We start from the raw sequence: 15,907 nt of genomic DNA, 5'->3' as shown, positions 1-15,907 counted from the left end.
TCATCCCAACATCGAGATTTGTCAGGCATTTATCATGACCGAAGAACACGCAGACGAAAGTCGCGAGAGCATGGAATTCGACGTGGTGATCGTCGGCGCCGGTCCTGCCGGTCTTGCGGCGGCGATCCGGTTGAAGCAGGTCAATCCGGAACTCTCCGTCGTCGTGCTGGAGAAGGGCGCGGAAGTCGGCGCGCATATCCTCTCGGGCGCCGTGGTCGACCCGATCGGCATCGACCGGCTGTTGCCCGGCTGGCGCGACGAGGCCGATCATCCGTTCAAGACCAAGGTCACATCAGATCACTTCCTGCTGCTCGGTCCGGCCGGCTCTGTTCGCCTGCCGAATGTGCTGATGCCGCCCCTGATGAACAATCACGGCAACTACATCGTCTCGCTTGGGCTCGTCTGTCGCTGGCTGGCGACCAAGGCCGAAGAACTCGGCGTCGAAATCTATCCGGGTTTTGCAGCAACCGAGGTGCTCTACAATGACGAGGGTGCCGTCATCGGGGTCGCCACCGGCGACATGGGCATCGAGAAGAACGGCGAACCCGGCCCGAACTATACCCGCGGCATGGAACTGCTCGGCAAATATGTGCTGATCGGCGAGGGTGTGCGCGGCTCGCTCGCCAAGCAGCTGATCGCCAAGTTCGATCTGCAGAAAGACCGTGAACCGCAAAAGTTCGGTATCGGCATCAAGGAGCTCTGGCAGGTGAAGTCCGAGAACCATCGGCCGGGCCTGGTGCAGCACTCCTTCGGCTGGCCGCTCGGCATGAAGACCGGCGGCGGCTCTTTCCTCTATCACCTGGAAGACAATCTGGTGGCGGTCGGCTTCGTCGTCCACCTCAATTACAAGAACCCCTATCTCTATCCCTTCGAGGAATTCCAGCGCTTCAAGACCCATCCGGCGATCCGCACCACCTTCGAGGGCGGCAAGCGGCTGTCTTATGGCGCTCGTGCCATCACCGAGGGCGGCTACCAGTCGGTGCCGAAGCTTTCCTTCCCCGGCGGCGCGCTGATCGGCTGTTCGGCCGGTCTCGTCAACGTGCCGCGCATCAAGGGCAGCCACAACGCGGTGCTGTCGGGCATGCTGGCGGCCGAGAAGATCGCCGCCGCGATTATATCAGGCCGCAGCCATGACGAAGTGACCGAGATCGAGACTGAATGGCGCAAGGGCGACATCGGCAAGGATTTGAAACGGGTGCGCAACGTCAAGCCGCTATGGTCGAAGTTCGGCACCGCACTTGGCGTAGCGCTCGGCGGCTTCGACATGTGGACCAACACGCTGTTCGGCCTTTCCGTCTTCGGCACGCTGAAACATGGCAAGACCGATGCGCAGTCGCTCGAACCTGCCTCGATGCACAAGCCGATCGCCTATCCGAAACCCGATGGCGTCTTGACCTTCGATCGGCTGTCCTCGGTGTTCCTGTCGAACACCAATCACGAGGAAGACCAGCCGGTGCATCTGCAGGTCAAGGACATGGCGCTGCAGAAGAGTTCGGAACACGACATCTATGGCGGCCCGTCGACGCGCTACTGTCCGGCCGGCGTTTATGAATGGGTGGAAAAGGATGGCAAGGACGTCTTCGTCATCAACGCCCAGAACTGCGTGCACTGCAAGACCTGCGACATCAAGGACCCCAACCAGAACATCAACTGGGTGCCGCCGCAGGGCGGCGAGGGGCCGGTCTATCCGAATATGTAGCCTACATTGATCCGCGGACTTAGGAATGATTAGGGAGTTATCGATGCAATCTCCACTTGAAGGCGTTCGGGTCGTGGAATTGGCGCGTATCCTGGCTGGTCCATGGGCTGGACAGACACTTGCCGACCTTGGAGCGACCGTCATCAAGGTGGAAAGCCCGGAGGGCGACGACACGCGCCGTTGGGGGCCTCCTTTCATTCGGGATGGCGATGACGTCGCTGCGGCCTACTTCCATAGCTGCAACCGCGGAAAACTGAGCATCACGGCGGATTTCAATTCGGCGGAAGACGTCGAAAAGCTTCGTGCACTGATCGCGAACGCGGATGTCGTCGTCGAGAACTTCAAGGTAGGCGCGTTGAAGAAGTTCGGTCTTGATTACGAGAGCCTGAAGGCGATCAATTCAAAGCTGATTTACTGCTCGATTACCGGCTTTGGCCAAACCGGCCCATATGCCGAACGTGCGGGATACGATTTCATCGTCCAAGGCATGGCGGGCATCATGGATTTGACCGGTGAACCAGATCGGGAGCCGCAGAAGATTGGCGTGGCGTTCGGCGATATTTTCACAGGGCTCTATTCGGTCGTCGCTATCCAGGCCGCTTTGACCCTCCGGAACAGCACAGGTGAAGGACAGCATATCGATATGGCGCTGCTGGACAGCACAGTGGGCGTGTTGGCCAACCAGGCGATGAATTTCCTGGCCTCGGGAAAGGCACCGACGAGACTCGGCAATGCGCATCCCAACATCGCACCATACCAGGTATTTCCGGTATCCGACGGCAATATCATTATCGCCTGCGGGAACGATGGTCAGTTCGAGAGGCTATGCGAAATCCTCCGGCTATCCGCTGTGGCGGACGACGTCCGCTTCAAGACCAACGCGGACAGAGTGCGACATCGAGAAGAACTGACATCCATGATGGAAGCGAGCACGAGGCTCTTCAAGCGGACGGATCTGCTGGCCGACCTCGCGTGTGTGGGCGTTCCCGCCGGGCCGATCAACACCGTGAAGGATGTATTCGCGGACCCGCAAGTCGCGCATCGGAAGATGGCGGTGGAGAATGAAGGGATACCGGGCATCCGGACGCCAATCATCTTTTCAGGGGCGATGTTGATTCAGCATCGTAAGTCGCCAAAGCTTGGCGAGCACAATGGCAAAGTGCAGTCAGACTGGTCTTCGATGGACTGATGCCTTGAGCTTGTGCCATCGAACAGGAATTCGCCAATTTTCGTGAGGGGCCAAAAACAGCGCGGCCCGCGCGGCCGTGTATCGGCGGACGCTCGTTTCAGCCAGTCTCATATCGTGATGCCTTGATCGGAACCGCGACTCCGCCTGTCCGTTACCCTTTGAGGAACGGAGGACATGGACATGCGCAAGAGAAAAGCCATCGTCGAGGCGGCACTCGAATCCGAGTACGAGCGCCAGGCACTGGGGATCATGAATACGGAGCAAGCTCTGAAGCTTGAGGATTCCGACGGTCTAGTCTTCAGTCATCCGGATAAAGAGGCCGGCGTGACCGATCATTTTATCGATCAGGATGAGCTACGCCGGTTGGTGCGGCGGTCAACGTCGCCGCTTCCCGTATTGCAATCGCGGGCTCGTACCACGCGGCAGTCCTGAACTTCAAGCAATCATGTAGCCACCGTCCACCGGCATCGATATCCCGTTCACCATCGCAGCCTCGTCGGAGAGCAGGAAAAGAACAACCTCGGCAATGTCTGCTGGCTCGGCGAAGCGACCGACGGGAATTCGTTTCATCATCCCCGCGGCCTTCTCGGGATCGCTCCATGCCTTCACCGCCATCGGGGTCAGCGTCACCGTGGGATGGATTCCGTTCGCGCGGATGCCGTGAGGTGCAAGCTCCCTTGCCATGACCCGCGTCAAGCCATCCAATCCACCCTTCGACGCGCAATAGGCAGCGTGGTCGGCGAGGCCGACGAAGGAGGCGACCGACGAGACATTGACGATGGCGCCTTTGCGGCCCTGCTTGATCAGCGAACGGGCATATTCCTGGGCGACGATCATCGGAGCACGCGTGTTGACCGCGACAAGACGGTCGAATGCTTCGACGGTTGTCTCCAGGAACGGTTGGAGCTCGGTCGTGCCGGCGCAGTTGACGAGCAAATCGGCGGGAAGGGCAGCGATGGCAGCCTCTCTGGTCGCATCGGCGTCCGCAAGATCGACCTGTATAGCCCGGCAGCCGGATTCCCCTCGCAGCGCTTCGACATCGGCAGCACTCCGGGTCAGGGCGACGACTTGCGCTCCCCGTTCGGCGAGCATCCTTACAATTTCGCGTCCGATGCCTTTGCCGGCGCCGGTCACGATGACCGTCTTTTCTTTGAAGTCCATGGGCCGTCCTCCTACAGTCTCTGGCCTGTTTCCCGATCGAAGATGTGTGCACGCCGGGGATCGATATGGAAGTACATTGTCCGTCCGGGATCTACCTCGATGCGCTCGCGGATCAGCGCGTCGATCGGCACGCCTCCCGTGCGGCCGAAGATCAATGTCTCCGAACCCGTGGGCTCGAACACCGACACCTCCACAGGTACGCCTTCATCGCCGATCGTGATGTGCTCCGGTCGGATGCCGTAGGTAACGGCTCTTCCCTCATCCGCATTTGTGTCTGCCATCGGAAGGGTGATGCCCTGGTCGGTGACGACGACCTTCCTGCCGTCGCGTGTGGCGATGCGGCCCTGAAGGAAGTTCATCGATGGGCTGCCGATGAAGCCGGCAACGAAGAGGTTTACCGGGAAGTCGTAGAGATCGAGAGGCTTGCCGATCTGCTCGACCCTGCCGTCGCGCATGACCACGATCTTGTTGGCCATCGTCATGGCCTCGATCTGATCGTGCGTGACGTAGACGGTGGTGGTCTTCAGCCGCTGGTGAAGCTCCTTGATCTCGACACGCATGGTGACGCGGAGTTTAGCGTCCAGGTTCGACAATGGCTCGTCGAACAGGAAGACCTTCGGATCTCGGACGATGGCACGACCCATCGCCACGCGTTGACGCTGTCCGCCCGACAGTTGCTTCGGATAGCGGTCGAGATAACGCGTCAGGTCGAGGATCTCGGCTGCCTTGCCGACCTTCTCGTCGATCTCCGCCTTCGGACGCTTGGCCATCCTCAGCGGAAAGCCCATGTTTTCGGCGACCGTCTTGTGGGGATAGAGCGCGTAGCTCTGGAAAACCATCGCGATGTCACGCTCCTTTGGAGGAGCGTCGGTGACGACACGGCCGCCGATCCGGATGTCTCCGCTGCTGACCGTCTCAAGACCTGCGATCATGCGGAGCAGGGTGGATTTGCCGCAGCCGGATGGACCGACCAGCACGACGAATTCGCCGTCCTCGATGTCGACGCTGACGCCGTGCATGACTTGAAGAGAGCCATATTTCTTGGTGACGTCGCTAACCTGTACGTTTGCCAATGTCGTTCCTCCCTAAAGCAGCACGGCTTTGATGTTGTTGATGGAATTCATCGGCTCACCCCTTCCAGACGATGTAGGCGCCAAGGACTGCCGAGATCGCCGCCGCGAACCATACGGAAAGCCCGAACGGCTCGATGAACCGCATCCAGAACAGGGAGAGTGCGACCCAGACAACGATCGAGATGAAGAGCCGGTCGAACCAGTTCGTTTCGATCGGCAGAAACCCCGGCTTGGGTTCGTTATTTCCTGATTGAGACGTCATCGTTTCATCCTTTCACGGCACCGAAGGTCAGGCCGGCGACGATGTGACGCTGGACCACCGAAAAGACGATGAGCGCCGGAACCAATGTCAGCATTGAGATCGCGGCCATGATGCCCCAGGCCGTTCCCGTCGTCGTCACATATTCCGACAAGCCGGTGGTCAGAGTCCGCGCATGGAAGTTGGTGAGCGTCGCCGCGAGCAGGTATTCGTTCCACGCGAAAACCCAGGTCAGGATCAGCGTCACCGCAAGTCCGGGCCGTGCCAAGGGAAAGATGATATCATAGAGGACGGTCCATGGGCTCGCGCCGTCCATATAGGCCGCCTCGTCCAATTCCTTCGGAATGCCTTCCACGGTCGGGCGCAGCGTCCAGATGGCAAAAGGAAGGTTGAAGGAGCAATAGACCAAGATCATGCCCAGCTTGGAATCGGCGAGCGAGAAGTCGCCGATCCTGTAGACCTGCGTCAGCAGCAGGAAAAGCGGCAGGAGGAAGACCGCCGGCGGCGCCATGCGGTTGGTGATCGTCCAGAAGAAGATGCTTTCCTTGCCGGCGAGGTCGAAGCGCGTCAGGGCGTAGCAGGCAAGGAAGCCGAGCGTGGTGACGAGCAGCGCATTGCCTGACGAAATGATCAGCGAGTTGAGCATGTATCCGCGCAAGGTCGGATTGGTCAGCACGTCCTGGTAATTCTTCCAGAAGAAGCTCCGGAGAATGACATCGGGCGTCGAGAACAGGTCGAAGGGCTGTTTCACCGATATGACGAAGAGCCAATAGATCGGGAAAAGGGTCACGAAGCTTATCAAGGTCCACAGGAGGACCGGAAGCCAGGGTTTTTTGGTCTTCATCGCTTCAACCTCTCTTCACGCGGGGCGCAATCAAGCCGACATAGAGCAGCCAGCAGACGACGATGGTGAGGTAGAGGACGATGACGGAGATCGCCGAACCGTAGCCGTAATTCGTCTTGGGAAAAACTTCCCTGAAGATATGGACGCCGATGTAGCGCGTCGATGAGCCCGGGCCGCCTCCGGTCAGCATCAGGACTTCGTCGACGGTGCGCAGCGCGTCCATGAGCCTGATGAACACAGTGGCCAGCATGGCCGGGCGGATCAAGGGGAGCGTGATGTGCCAGAAGATCTGGCTCTTGCCGGCGCCGTCGATCTGCGCCTGCTCGAACGGGTCTGATGGAAGCGAGACGAGTGCGGCGATCAGCGAGAGGGTGACGAGCGGCGTCCAGTGCCAGATGTCCATGATGACAGTGACGGTGAAGGCCGCGACGGCGCTCTGGCCGATATTCAGATCGTACCCGAACCAGCTCCTGAGGAGATAGGGAATGATGCCGATGGACGGGGTGGTCATCAGCTTCCAGACTGAGCCGACGATGATGGGGGCCATGATCAGGGGCAGAGTATGGATCGTGCGAAACACCGCTTTTCCGGGAAAGTCCTTGAGCAGCGCCTGGGCGAGGATGTAGCCGAGGACCAGCTCCGACACGACCGCGAAGAAGACGAATGCCAGGGTTATACCGAGCGATGCCAGGAACTGCGGGTCGAAGACGAGCCGCCGATAGTTCTCAGCCCAGTTGAAGATCATGCCCGGATTGGCCGCGAACGGGTTCCATGAATGGAAAGAGACCCAGAGGACGTAGATGAAAGGAAAGATCCCGAACAGTCCGAGGATCACTATGGTCGGTGACAGCAACAGCCACCCGAGCTTCTGCGAATGCATCGCCTATCCCCCATTGAACGCTGTGTGGACGTCCGCTCCATCAGGGAGCGAAAGATGACGGGTCGTCGGAACGACCCGTCAGTTGGGGAGGATATTTTATTTGCGATAGCCGAGCGAGGTGAGCTCCTCTTCGGCCTTGGCCGCCATCTGGTCGAGGCCTTCATCGGGAGCGATCTTGCCGGTCAGGATGTCGTAGAAGATGGGAGCGGTCGCTTCACGCACCTGCGCGTGGAAGGGGTAGGGAGGAGCGCCGGCGAAGAGCTTGCCCTCGTCCTTCAGCATCGTGTAGAAGCCGCCGAGCTTGACGTCCATTTCCTTCACTTTTGGATCATCGAATGTCGCCGTGTTGGTGATGCGCGGTGCGGCGATGGCCCAATCGGGCTGCACTTCGTTCTGACCGATGAATTCGAGGAAGAGCAGCGACGCTTCCTTGTTCTTGGACGTAACCGGCACGCCGAAAGCACCGCCATCATAGTAGCCGATATAGCCCTTTCCGGCTTTCGCGTCGTCCAGCACGCCCGGCTCGAGCGGCGGAAGAGCGAATCCGACCTGACCGACCACCTTCGACTGCGCTGGATCGCTTGCGATCCACGCGGCGTTCTCACCGTAGATCAGCCCCTGGGCGACACGGCCGGCGGCGAAGGTCGTTGCGGTTTCCGTCCAGGTTGACTGCGTCGATTCCGGAGGAGCGATGTCGCGCAGGTGCAGCCAATACTTCAACGCCGCCTTCGCCTTGTCGCTGTTCATCGCGCCGCCATGTTCGACCGTCGCGGCATAGTTGTTCTTGGCGTCGATGCCCCAATTGTAGACGCCGAAGGTCGGCACGATGGACTCGAAGAATTCATACCAGGACGCCGCATGGCCTGTATGTGCCTGAGCGGTCGTGCCCCAGAGCTCCATGCCATTGTCCTTGCCGTACTTCGTGAAGAAGTCGGCGATCTCGGTGTATTCCGCGTGTGTGGTCGCCGGCTTCAAGTCCTTGCCGGTTTCCTTCTTGAAGGCTTCCTTGATCTTCGGATCGTCGAAGAGGTCCTTGCGATAGAGATACGTCTTCAGGAAGGCTTCCATCGGAACGCCGAACAGATCGCCGCTCGCGTCCTTGAAGTAGTTGGCAAAGCTGGTGAAGTTCGCATCGTCGTAGGTCGGCGCCTTCAGATCCGGCTGGTCTTTCAGCGTCTTCGTGATGTCGACGAGGAAATTCCTGGCCAGATAGGAATAGATGATGTCCTGCTCGATGTAGACCATGTCATAGATGCCGGTCTTGGCTTCCATGTCCTTGATGGCCTTGTCGTACATCTGATCCCAGGATGTCGTCTCGATGTCGACCTTGATGCCGGTCTTCTTTTCGAATTCCGGAGCGAGCACGTTCCTGATGTAGTTCGATGGCGGGGTGCTCTCGGTGACGCCGTGCAGTGTCACGCCCTTGAATTTGGCTCCAGCGTCGGACCAGAAGTCAGCCCAGGCCGGCGAAGCGGCAGTGGCGAGGCTGAGCGTCAGCGCAAGCGCGCTAGCCTTCAAAGCATAGTTCATTTTCAATCCTCCCAAAGTGCAGCGAGATCATTTCGCCGGTCTTTTGTGTAGGCCAAAAAAACTGCCAGCGCAACATTTGTTGTCTAAACATGCAAATCACGGATCTATCCCATTGATTTTTGCAGAAACTAATTTCTGGCAGAGAGCGGAATGCAATGGTGAGAAGGATAAAATATTGCATTGCAAGGTAATTTTGCAAAGCAGCAAAAAAATCGCATCCAAAATTATTTGTTGTCTTGCCAAACTAAATGGCATAGCACTGTGCGCAGCCAAGGGCATTTTTTGGAGGAAAAGGCTATGCGTCGATTGGGTATCCATTCATTTGTATGGACAGGCGGCCAAACGCAGGAAGGGCTGGAGATGGCCCTCAACAAAACGGCTGAACACGGATATCGCACCATCGAATTTGCCTATCTGCGCCCCGAGAAATTCAACCTCGATAGACTGGCAAAGCTTGCGCAGTCGCTTGACGTCGAGATTGGCGTGACGATGGGCCTGCCGCTCGACAAGGACGTATCGAGCGAGGACATGTCTGCGGTATCCGCTGGCAAGCAGACACTGGCCGACGCCGTTCGTGCGGTCCGTGATATCGGCGGCAACAAGCTCGGCGGGATTCTTTATTCCGCGCACACCAAGTACAATCGCCAGCCGACGAAGAAGGGCTGGGACAACAGCGTCGCTGCGATCGCCGCGACCGGCGAAGTCGCCAGGCAGGCGAACGTCGACCTCGTGCTGGAGGTTGTCAACCGGTTCGAGACGAACCTGCTGAATACCGCGGCGCAGGGGTTGAAGTTCATCGCCGAGACCGGATCGGAGCATGTCCGTCTCCACCTCGACACGTTCCATATGAACATTGAGGAAGCCAATCCGGCCGCCGCGATCCGTCTGGCCGGCGACAAGATCGGCTACTTCCACATCGGCGAGAGCAATCGCGGCTATCTCGGCGACGGCGTCATCAACTTCGATCTGATCTTCGACGCCCTGCTCGACATCGACTACAAGCGCGACATCGTGTTCGAGAGCTTCTCGACGACGGTCGTCGACGAAGGCCTGTCACTCGCCTGCGCGATCTGGCGCGACACCTGGGAGGATAATGATCCGCTTGCCGCGCACGCGAAGCGCTACATCGAGCTGAAATATGACGAGGCCAAGCGTCGCCGCGCCACAAACGCGCGGCCCTAATTATCCTTCTGACAGCCTGTTCCAGTCGTGTAAGGGTTGGGCCGACTGAAGGGAATTGAAATATGAACGACACCGTCTCCATCGGAAGTTCGCCGCGCAGGATCCGACAGAACAATATCGTCGCCGCCTTGCAGACGATCTACGCCCACCGAAGCCTCAGCCGGGCGGATCTCGCCCGGAAGCTCGGGATGAATCGCTCATCTTCGGGAGAGATCGTCGCCGAACTGACGGAAGGCGGGTTCGTTCAGGAGTCGGACGAGAGCGGCAAGCAGCGCCTGGAGCATTCCCGCGCCGGTCGTCCGGGCATCATGCTCGAACTGGTCCCCGATGCCGCATTCTTCGTCGGAATCGAGATTGGCGTCGAACATATATCGGCTGCAGTTGTCGATCTCTCTGCCGACGTCCGGGCATGTCGGAAAATAGCGTTCGACACACCGTCTTCGACGGTGGAGGAGGCCGTATCGCAGGGCGTTGAGCTGATTGTCGGCGCGATGGCGAAAGGGATGATCGGACGGTGCAAGGGTCTGGGCATTTCGGCGCCGGCCCACATTCGGCCGGACGGAATTGTCACGCTTGCCCCCATCATCGGCTGGCGAGACGTGTCGTTGAAGGAGATCGGGCGGTCCGCCTTCCCGGCGGCCGTTCCGATCGCGGTCGAAAACGACGCCAACGCCTTTGCGATCGGTGACAGCTATCGTCACGGTGCCGCAGGCGTGACCCTGTTCCTGCTGATGGAGACGGGCGTCGGCGGCGGCATCATGATCGATGGCAAGTTGTTCAGGGGCGGCCACGGTCTGGCGGGAGAGATCGGCCACACTCTGGTGCCGGGAAGCGGCGGGCAGAAGTTTGAACAGCTGATCGGTCGCGAGGTGCTCATCCGGCAGTATCGTGAGGCTGTTGGCCGTAAGCACGCGGATCTGCAGGAATTCCTCGGCGGCGTTCGTGACCGTGTCCCGGCTGCGGTCAATATAGCCGAAACCTGGTCGCGCCATCTCGCATATGCATTGCTGCAGGCCTGTCGTCTGCTCGACCCCGACAGGATCGTGCTGGGTGGCTCCGTCGCATCCCTCTACCCGATGGTCGCCGCCCGCGTGGCGGTCCACATGTCGGAGGGCCAGAATATACCTTTCCCCACGCCTGAGATCGTCGTGGACGATGATGCGGAGTTCGGTTCCGCCTTCGGGGCGGCATGCATGTTGCACCAGCGCTTTCTGTCATTGGAGAGCGAGGAGTTCGGCAGCGAGGATGGCGCGCCGGTCCAATCGGCGACGAGTTGACGACAAGAACGATCGAAAGCAGGATTGCAAATGACTTCAGTACTGGCTCCGGACCAGCTTGGTCCCACGGTTTGCGTAGGAGAGATCCTCGTCGAGATCGTCGCCACGACGGTGGGAGACGGTTTTCTCGAAGCCCAGCCGCTCGTCGGTCCGTTCGCGAGCGGGGCGCCGGCGATCTTCATCTCGCAGTGCGGCCGCCTGGGCGGCAAGGCCGCCATGGTCGGCGCCGTCGGCGATGACGATTTCGGTCGTGTCAATACCGATCGCCTCAAACGTGACGGCGTCGATGTTTCGACGATCTCGATCGATCCGGACTATCCCACAGGAAGCGCGTTTGTTCGCTACCGCAAGGATGGCTCCCGGGATTTCGTCTACAACATCGCCACATCAGCAGCTGCGCGCTTCGACTGGTCTCAAGCGGTCGCCGATCTCATCAATCGGAGCGGCCATCTTCACGTGATGGGTTCGGCGCTGTCGGTTCCCAGTGCGCGCGCGGTGATCGACAAGGCGGTCGACATCGTCAAGGCACGCGGGGGAACGCTCTCGGTGGATCCGAACATTCGCAAAGAATTGAAGCTGGACGCGGACACCGAGCGCCGGTTTTCCAAGCTTGTCGCTGCCGCCGATCTGCTTCTGCCGTCGGGAGAAGAGCTTGAGCGTGCCGCAGGTGTCGAAGGCGAGGCAGGGGCGATCCGCCGCTTGTTCGAGATTGGCGTCAAGGAGGTCGTGCTGAAGCGCGGAGCCGAAGGCGCGACCTATTTCGGCAGGGAGGGAGACCGCATCGACGCGCCGGCATTTGTCGTTCAGCAGGTCGACCCCACGGGCGCCGGCGATTGCTTCGGCGGCGCCTATCTCACCTGCCGGCGGCTCGGAATGTCTCAGAAGGAAGCGCTTACCTATGCCTCGGCCGCTGGCGCCCGCAACGTGACGGTCCTCGGTCCGATGGAAGGTGCCGGCACTCAGCAAGAACTCGATGCGTTTATCGCTTCAACGGAAAGGCGCCGGTGATGCAGGTGCATCTCAACGAACTGGCCAAGCTGAGGAGCGAAGGCCACCCGAGAGGTGTGACCTCCGTCTGCTCCGCCCATCCGATCGTGCTTCGAGCAGCACTCCGACACGGGCGGCAACACGAGAGCACCGTCCTGATCGAAGCGACCTGCAATCAGGTCAATCACCTCGGCGGCTACACCGGAATGACGCCAAGCGACTTCGCGTCCCTGGTGATGAAGATCGCGGCGGAGGAGGGGTGCCCCGAAAAACTTATCGTTCTCGGCGGCGATCACCTCGGCCCCAATCCTTGGCGCGACCGCCCGGCGGAAGAGGCCATGGCCGAGGCCGAGAAGATGGTTGCCGCCTATGTCGACGCCGGATTCCGCAAGATTCACCTCGATGCTTCGATGGGCTGCAAGGACGAGCCGGTGGCGCTCGACGACGAAACCACGGCCCATCGTGCCGCCCGGCTGGCGGCGGTCGCCGAGGCGTCGGCGAAGAAGAGCGGCGGCGCAATGCCGGTTTATGTCATCGGCACCGAAGTGCCGCCGCCTGGCGGGGCCGATCATGCCCTCACATCAATCGAACCGACGGCCGCCGCAGCGGCGCTGAAGACGATCGAAGTCCACCGCCGGATCTTTGCGGAGGCAGGACTCGGGCAAGCGTTTGGACGGGCCATCGGGCTGGTCGTTCAGCCGGGCGTCGAGTTCGGCAATCACAATGTCATCCTTTATGATCGCAGCAAGATAGACGCGCTGAAATCGGTGCTGACCGACGAGCCGCAATTCGTCTTCGAGGCTCACTCGACGGATTATCAGGGGACACGGCCGTTGACCGCGCTGGTGGAGGACGGGTTTCCCCTTCTCAAGGTCGGTCCCGAGCTGACCTTCGTCCTGCGCGAGGCGCTCTATGCGCTGGATGCGATCGCGTCGGACCTCTTGCCCGATTATGGCCAGCGTCCGCTCTATGCGGCGATGGAAGCGCTGATGCTCGATCAGCCAGGCAATTGGAGCCGCCACTACCACGGGACGAACGCCGAGATGCGCTGGCTGCGGCACTATTCGCTGTCTGACCGCATCCGCTATTATTGGGCGTCAGCTGAAGCACAAGAGGCCGTCCGGCGGCTATGCGAGGCCCTTCGAGGCCAATCCGTACCGCTGCCATTGCTTTGGCAGCATATGCCGGCCGCGCAGGATTTCGCAGATGCGCCGCTCGATCCGGAACAGGTTTTGATCTGGAGAGTGACGAAGAGTCTCTCGGACTATCACGCCGCCTGCGGCGTCGGGAAGAATTGACAATCAGGATCAAGCAGGAGGAGAAATCGATGACGGAATTGAATGGGAAGATCGCGGCGGTCACGGGCGCAGCATCCGGAATAGGACTCGCTTCGACGGAGGCAATGCTCGCCGCTGGCGCGACGGTCGTGCTGGTGGACCGCGATGAGAAGGCCCTTGAGAGAGTTTGCGACCGGCTTGGCGAGCGCGCTATTCCGCTCAAGATCAACTTGCTGGATCCGGGCGAGTGTGCGGGATTACTCGAGGGCATTCTGTCCAAGACCGGCAAACTCGACATCCTGCATGCCAATGCAGGCACCTATATCGGCGGTGACCTGGTGGAAACCGACCTCGATACCATCGATCGGATGCTCAATCTCAACGTCAACGTCGTCATCAAGAACGTTCGAAACGTCATTCCGCACATGATCGAACGTGGCACGGGCGACATTGTCGTCACCAGCTCGGTCGCTGGACATTCGGCGATTCCATGGGAACCGGTCTATTCGTCATCGAAGTGGGCGATGACGTGCTTCGTCCAGACGATGCGACGCCAGCTTCTGAAAAGCGGCATTCGTGTGGGGTCGGTTTCTCCGGGGCCGGTGATCAGCGCTTTGCTTGCGGATTGGCCGGAGGAAAATCTTCGCAAGGCCAAGGAGGCCGGCGCCCTGATCGAGCCCAAGGAAGTCGCCGACGCGATCATTTTCATGCTGACCCGTCCGCGCAACGTCACCATCCGCGATATCGTGGTGCTTCCAAGCGCCTTTGACATCTGAAGGAGCCGAACATGAGTTACCAGCAGAAATTTCGCCTCGACGGCGAACGGGCGGTGGTCACGGGCGGAGGGCGCGCGATCGGGCTGTGCTGCAGCGAGGCGCTGGCGGAGGCGGGCGCCGTCGTCGTCGTTATCGAACGCAACGAGGCCGACGCTGAGCAAGCGCTTGCGCTGCGCGACAAGGGGTACGACGTCGAAGTCCGGGTCGGCGACGTCACCGACGCAGCCCGAATGGATGCGATCGCAACCGAGCTTGCCGATGGCGGCCGGCCGGCAACGATCCTCGTGAACAATGCCGGAATTGGCCAGAGTGGCATCCCAGCGGAAGAGCTCACCGACGCGGATTGGCTGCGCATGATGGACGTCAATCTCAACGGCGTATTCTGGTGCTCGCGCGCGTTCGGTCGTCCCATGATTTCGATGAAACGCGGCGCCATCGTGAATCTCGGCTCGATGTCGGGTCACATCTGCAACCGGCCCCAGCCTCAGACGGCCTATAACGTCTCCAAGGCGGCAGTCCATCACCTCACGCGTTCGTTGGCCGCCGAGTGGGCGCACCACGGCGTCAGGGTAAATGCTGTCGCGCCCACCTATATCGAGACGCCGATGGTGGTGGCCGTCGAAGCCAATCGCGAGCGTATTCCGCTCTGGCTCGCCGACACGCCGATGGGCAGGATGGGAACGCCGGAAGAGGTTGCAAGCGCCGTCCTCTTCCTCGCGTCGGGCGCCGCCAGCCTGATGACCGGATCAATCGTCAACGTCGATGCAGGCTTCACCTGCTGGTAGTGCTTGCGCGGGCGAGGCGCGAGCGGCGCCTCGTCCGCATGGGAAGGCCGGCTACGGACAAATCAACGAATGTGGAAACGTTACCACATTTTCTTGACTCGCAATTCTGCTCTGTTTATTCGAATGTGGAAACGTTGCCATATCTGGGAGGAGCATGATGAAATCCGCGCGGTTGAACCGACTCTTCGGCGTGTCTGGAAATTGTTTTGACGTTGCTATCGATCACGGCATGTTCAATGAGCGGACTTTCCTTGCCGGCATCGAGAACATGAAGACTGCCATCGAGGTGATCGCGGAAGCGGCGCCGGATGCCATTCAGCTGCCGCCGGGGACGGCACCCATTCTGCAGGCTATTCCCGGCAAGCAGCGCCCGGCACTGGTGCTTCGCACCGACATCGCCAACATCTATGGCAATCCCCTGCCGTCTCAGCTGTTTTCCGAAATGATCGACAGGGCGGTGGAACAGGGCGTTGCATTGGATGCGGCCTGTGTCGTCGTCAATCTCTTGATGCTGCCGGGCCAGCCGGACGTCTACCGCGCCTGTGTGCGCAATGTGAACAGCTTGAAACGCGAATGCGAGATCTACGGCATGCCGCTGATGGTCGAGCCGCTTGTCATGCAGGACAATTCCAAGGGCGCCTACATGGTCGACGGCGCGATCGACAAGATCCTGCCGCTTGTGCGCCAGGCCGCCGAACTCGGCGCCGATATCATCAAGGCCGACCCCTGCGACAATGTCGAGGAATATCACCGCGTGGTCGAGATCGCTCAGGGCCTGCCGGTGCTCGTGCGCGGCGGCGGCCGCGTTTCGGATCAGGAAATCCTGATCCGCACCAAGCAGTTGATGGAGCAAGGCGCCCGTGGCATCGTCTATGGCCGCAACGTCATTCAACACAACAATCCCGGCGGCATGACGCGGGCCTTGATGGCGATCGTCCATGACAAGGCTTCCGTCGAGCAAGCCTCGCTGCATATTGGCTGACGCGCC

16 protein-coding genes are annotated in these 15,907 nt (G+C 60.1%); 10 read left to right on the top strand and 6 right to left on the bottom strand.

Annotated elements, in window-relative coordinates:
* The first annotated feature begins 34 nt into the window (after positions 1-34).
* From BS629_RS09825 to BS629_RS09815, 3 genes are all read left to right on the top strand, one after another.
* Positions 35-1,699 (top strand): electron transfer flavoprotein-ubiquinone oxidoreductase, encoded by a 1,665-nt coding sequence (locus BS629_RS09825; protein ID WP_018244736.1) that lies wholly within the window; start codon positions 35-37, stop codon positions 1,697-1,699.
* Positions 1,700-1,742: 43 nt separating this feature from the next.
* Positions 1,743-2,888 (top strand): CaiB/BaiF CoA transferase family protein, encoded by a 1,146-nt coding sequence (locus tag BS629_RS09820; protein ID WP_077988126.1) that lies wholly within the window; start codon positions 1,743-1,745, stop codon positions 2,886-2,888.
* A 174-nt stretch (positions 2,889-3,062) separates the two neighbouring features.
* Complete coding sequence (locus tag BS629_RS09815) at positions 3,063-3,320, top strand: hypothetical protein (protein ID WP_018244738.1); 258 nt, start codon at positions 3,063-3,065, stop codon at positions 3,318-3,320.
* A 3-nt stretch (positions 3,321-3,323) separates the two neighbouring features.
* Here BS629_RS09815 and BS629_RS09810 read toward each other — a convergent pair whose 3' ends face one another.
* From BS629_RS09810 to BS629_RS09785, 6 genes are all read right to left on the bottom strand, one after another.
* A complete protein-coding gene (locus BS629_RS09810) occupies positions 3,324-4,049 on the bottom strand; it encodes an SDR family oxidoreductase (protein WP_018244739.1) in 726 nt (241 codons plus the stop codon).
* A gap of 11 nt (positions 4,050-4,060) precedes the next feature.
* Positions 4,061-5,122: an ABC transporter ATP-binding protein gene (locus BS629_RS09805; RefSeq protein WP_018244740.1), complete on the bottom strand. Its 1,062-nt coding sequence runs from the start codon at positions 5,120-5,122 to the stop codon at positions 4,061-4,063.
* A 55-nt stretch (positions 5,123-5,177) separates the two neighbouring features.
* Positions 5,178-5,384 carry a DUF2160 family membrane protein gene (locus BS629_RS09800; protein WP_018244741.1) on the bottom strand — a complete coding sequence of 69 codons (207 nt, stop codon included), beginning with the start codon at positions 5,382-5,384 and terminating at the stop codon, positions 5,178-5,180.
* Between the two features lie 4 nt (positions 5,385-5,388).
* The gene (locus BS629_RS09795; protein ID WP_018244742.1) at positions 5,389-6,225 is read right to left on the bottom strand and encodes a carbohydrate ABC transporter permease; all 837 of its coding nucleotides are present in this window, start codon (positions 6,223-6,225) and stop codon (positions 5,389-5,391) included.
* A gap of 4 nt (positions 6,226-6,229) precedes the next feature.
* On the bottom strand, positions 6,230-7,105 hold the full coding sequence (locus BS629_RS09790) for a carbohydrate ABC transporter permease (protein WP_017966968.1): 876 nt from the start codon (positions 7,103-7,105) through the stop codon (positions 6,230-6,232).
* A 96-nt stretch (positions 7,106-7,201) separates the two neighbouring features.
* Positions 7,202-8,635, bottom strand: a complete 1,434-nt coding sequence (locus tag BS629_RS09785; protein ID WP_018447076.1) for an extracellular solute-binding protein — start codon at positions 8,633-8,635, stop codon at positions 7,202-7,204.
* Positions 8,636-8,932: 297 nt separating this feature from the next.
* Here BS629_RS09785 and BS629_RS09780 point away from each other — a divergent pair, with 297 nt between their 5' ends.
* From BS629_RS09780 to BS629_RS09750, 7 genes are all read left to right on the top strand, one after another.
* Positions 8,933-9,817 carry a sugar phosphate isomerase/epimerase family protein gene (locus tag BS629_RS09780; protein ID WP_018244744.1) on the top strand — a complete coding sequence of 295 codons (885 nt, stop codon included), beginning with the start codon at positions 8,933-8,935 and terminating at the stop codon, positions 9,815-9,817.
* Positions 9,818-9,879: 62 nt separating this feature from the next.
* The gene (locus BS629_RS09775; protein WP_018244745.1) at positions 9,880-11,094 is read left to right on the top strand and encodes an ROK family transcriptional regulator; all 1,215 of its coding nucleotides are present in this window, start codon (positions 9,880-9,882) and stop codon (positions 11,092-11,094) included.
* Between the two features lie 30 nt (positions 11,095-11,124).
* Positions 11,125-12,102: a tagatose kinase gene (locus BS629_RS09770; protein ID WP_018244746.1), complete on the top strand. Its 978-nt coding sequence runs from the start codon at positions 11,125-11,127 to the stop codon at positions 12,100-12,102.
* Positions 12,102-13,379: a D-tagatose-bisphosphate aldolase, class II, non-catalytic subunit gene (locus BS629_RS09765; RefSeq protein ID WP_026188622.1), complete on the top strand. Its 1,278-nt coding sequence runs from the start codon at positions 12,102-12,104 to the stop codon at positions 13,377-13,379. The genes BS629_RS09770 and BS629_RS09765 overlap by 1 nt, the downstream gene beginning before the upstream one ends.
* A gap of 29 nt (positions 13,380-13,408) precedes the next feature.
* Positions 13,409-14,134, top strand: coding sequence for an SDR family oxidoreductase (locus BS629_RS09760; RefSeq protein ID WP_018244748.1), 726 nt, complete (start codon positions 13,409-13,411; stop codon positions 14,132-14,134).
* An 11-nt stretch (positions 14,135-14,145) separates the two neighbouring features.
* Positions 14,146-14,919: an SDR family NAD(P)-dependent oxidoreductase gene (locus BS629_RS09755; RefSeq protein ID WP_018244749.1), complete on the top strand. Its 774-nt coding sequence runs from the start codon at positions 14,146-14,148 to the stop codon at positions 14,917-14,919.
* A gap of 157 nt (positions 14,920-15,076) precedes the next feature.
* Entirely contained in the window at positions 15,077-15,901 is an 825-nt protein-coding gene (locus BS629_RS09750) for a class I fructose-bisphosphate aldolase (protein WP_018516852.1), read from the top strand.
* Positions 15,902-15,907 lie beyond the last annotated feature (6 nt).

The sequence above is a fragment of the Rhizobium leguminosarum bv. viciae USDA 2370 genome (assembly GCF_002008365.1).
GTDB classification, from domain to species: Bacteria; Pseudomonadota; Alphaproteobacteria; order Rhizobiales; family Rhizobiaceae; genus Rhizobium; species Rhizobium leguminosarum.
The sequence above is the reverse complement of the archived record's forward strand: the minus strand, read 5'-3'. Positions and strand labels throughout refer to the sequence as shown.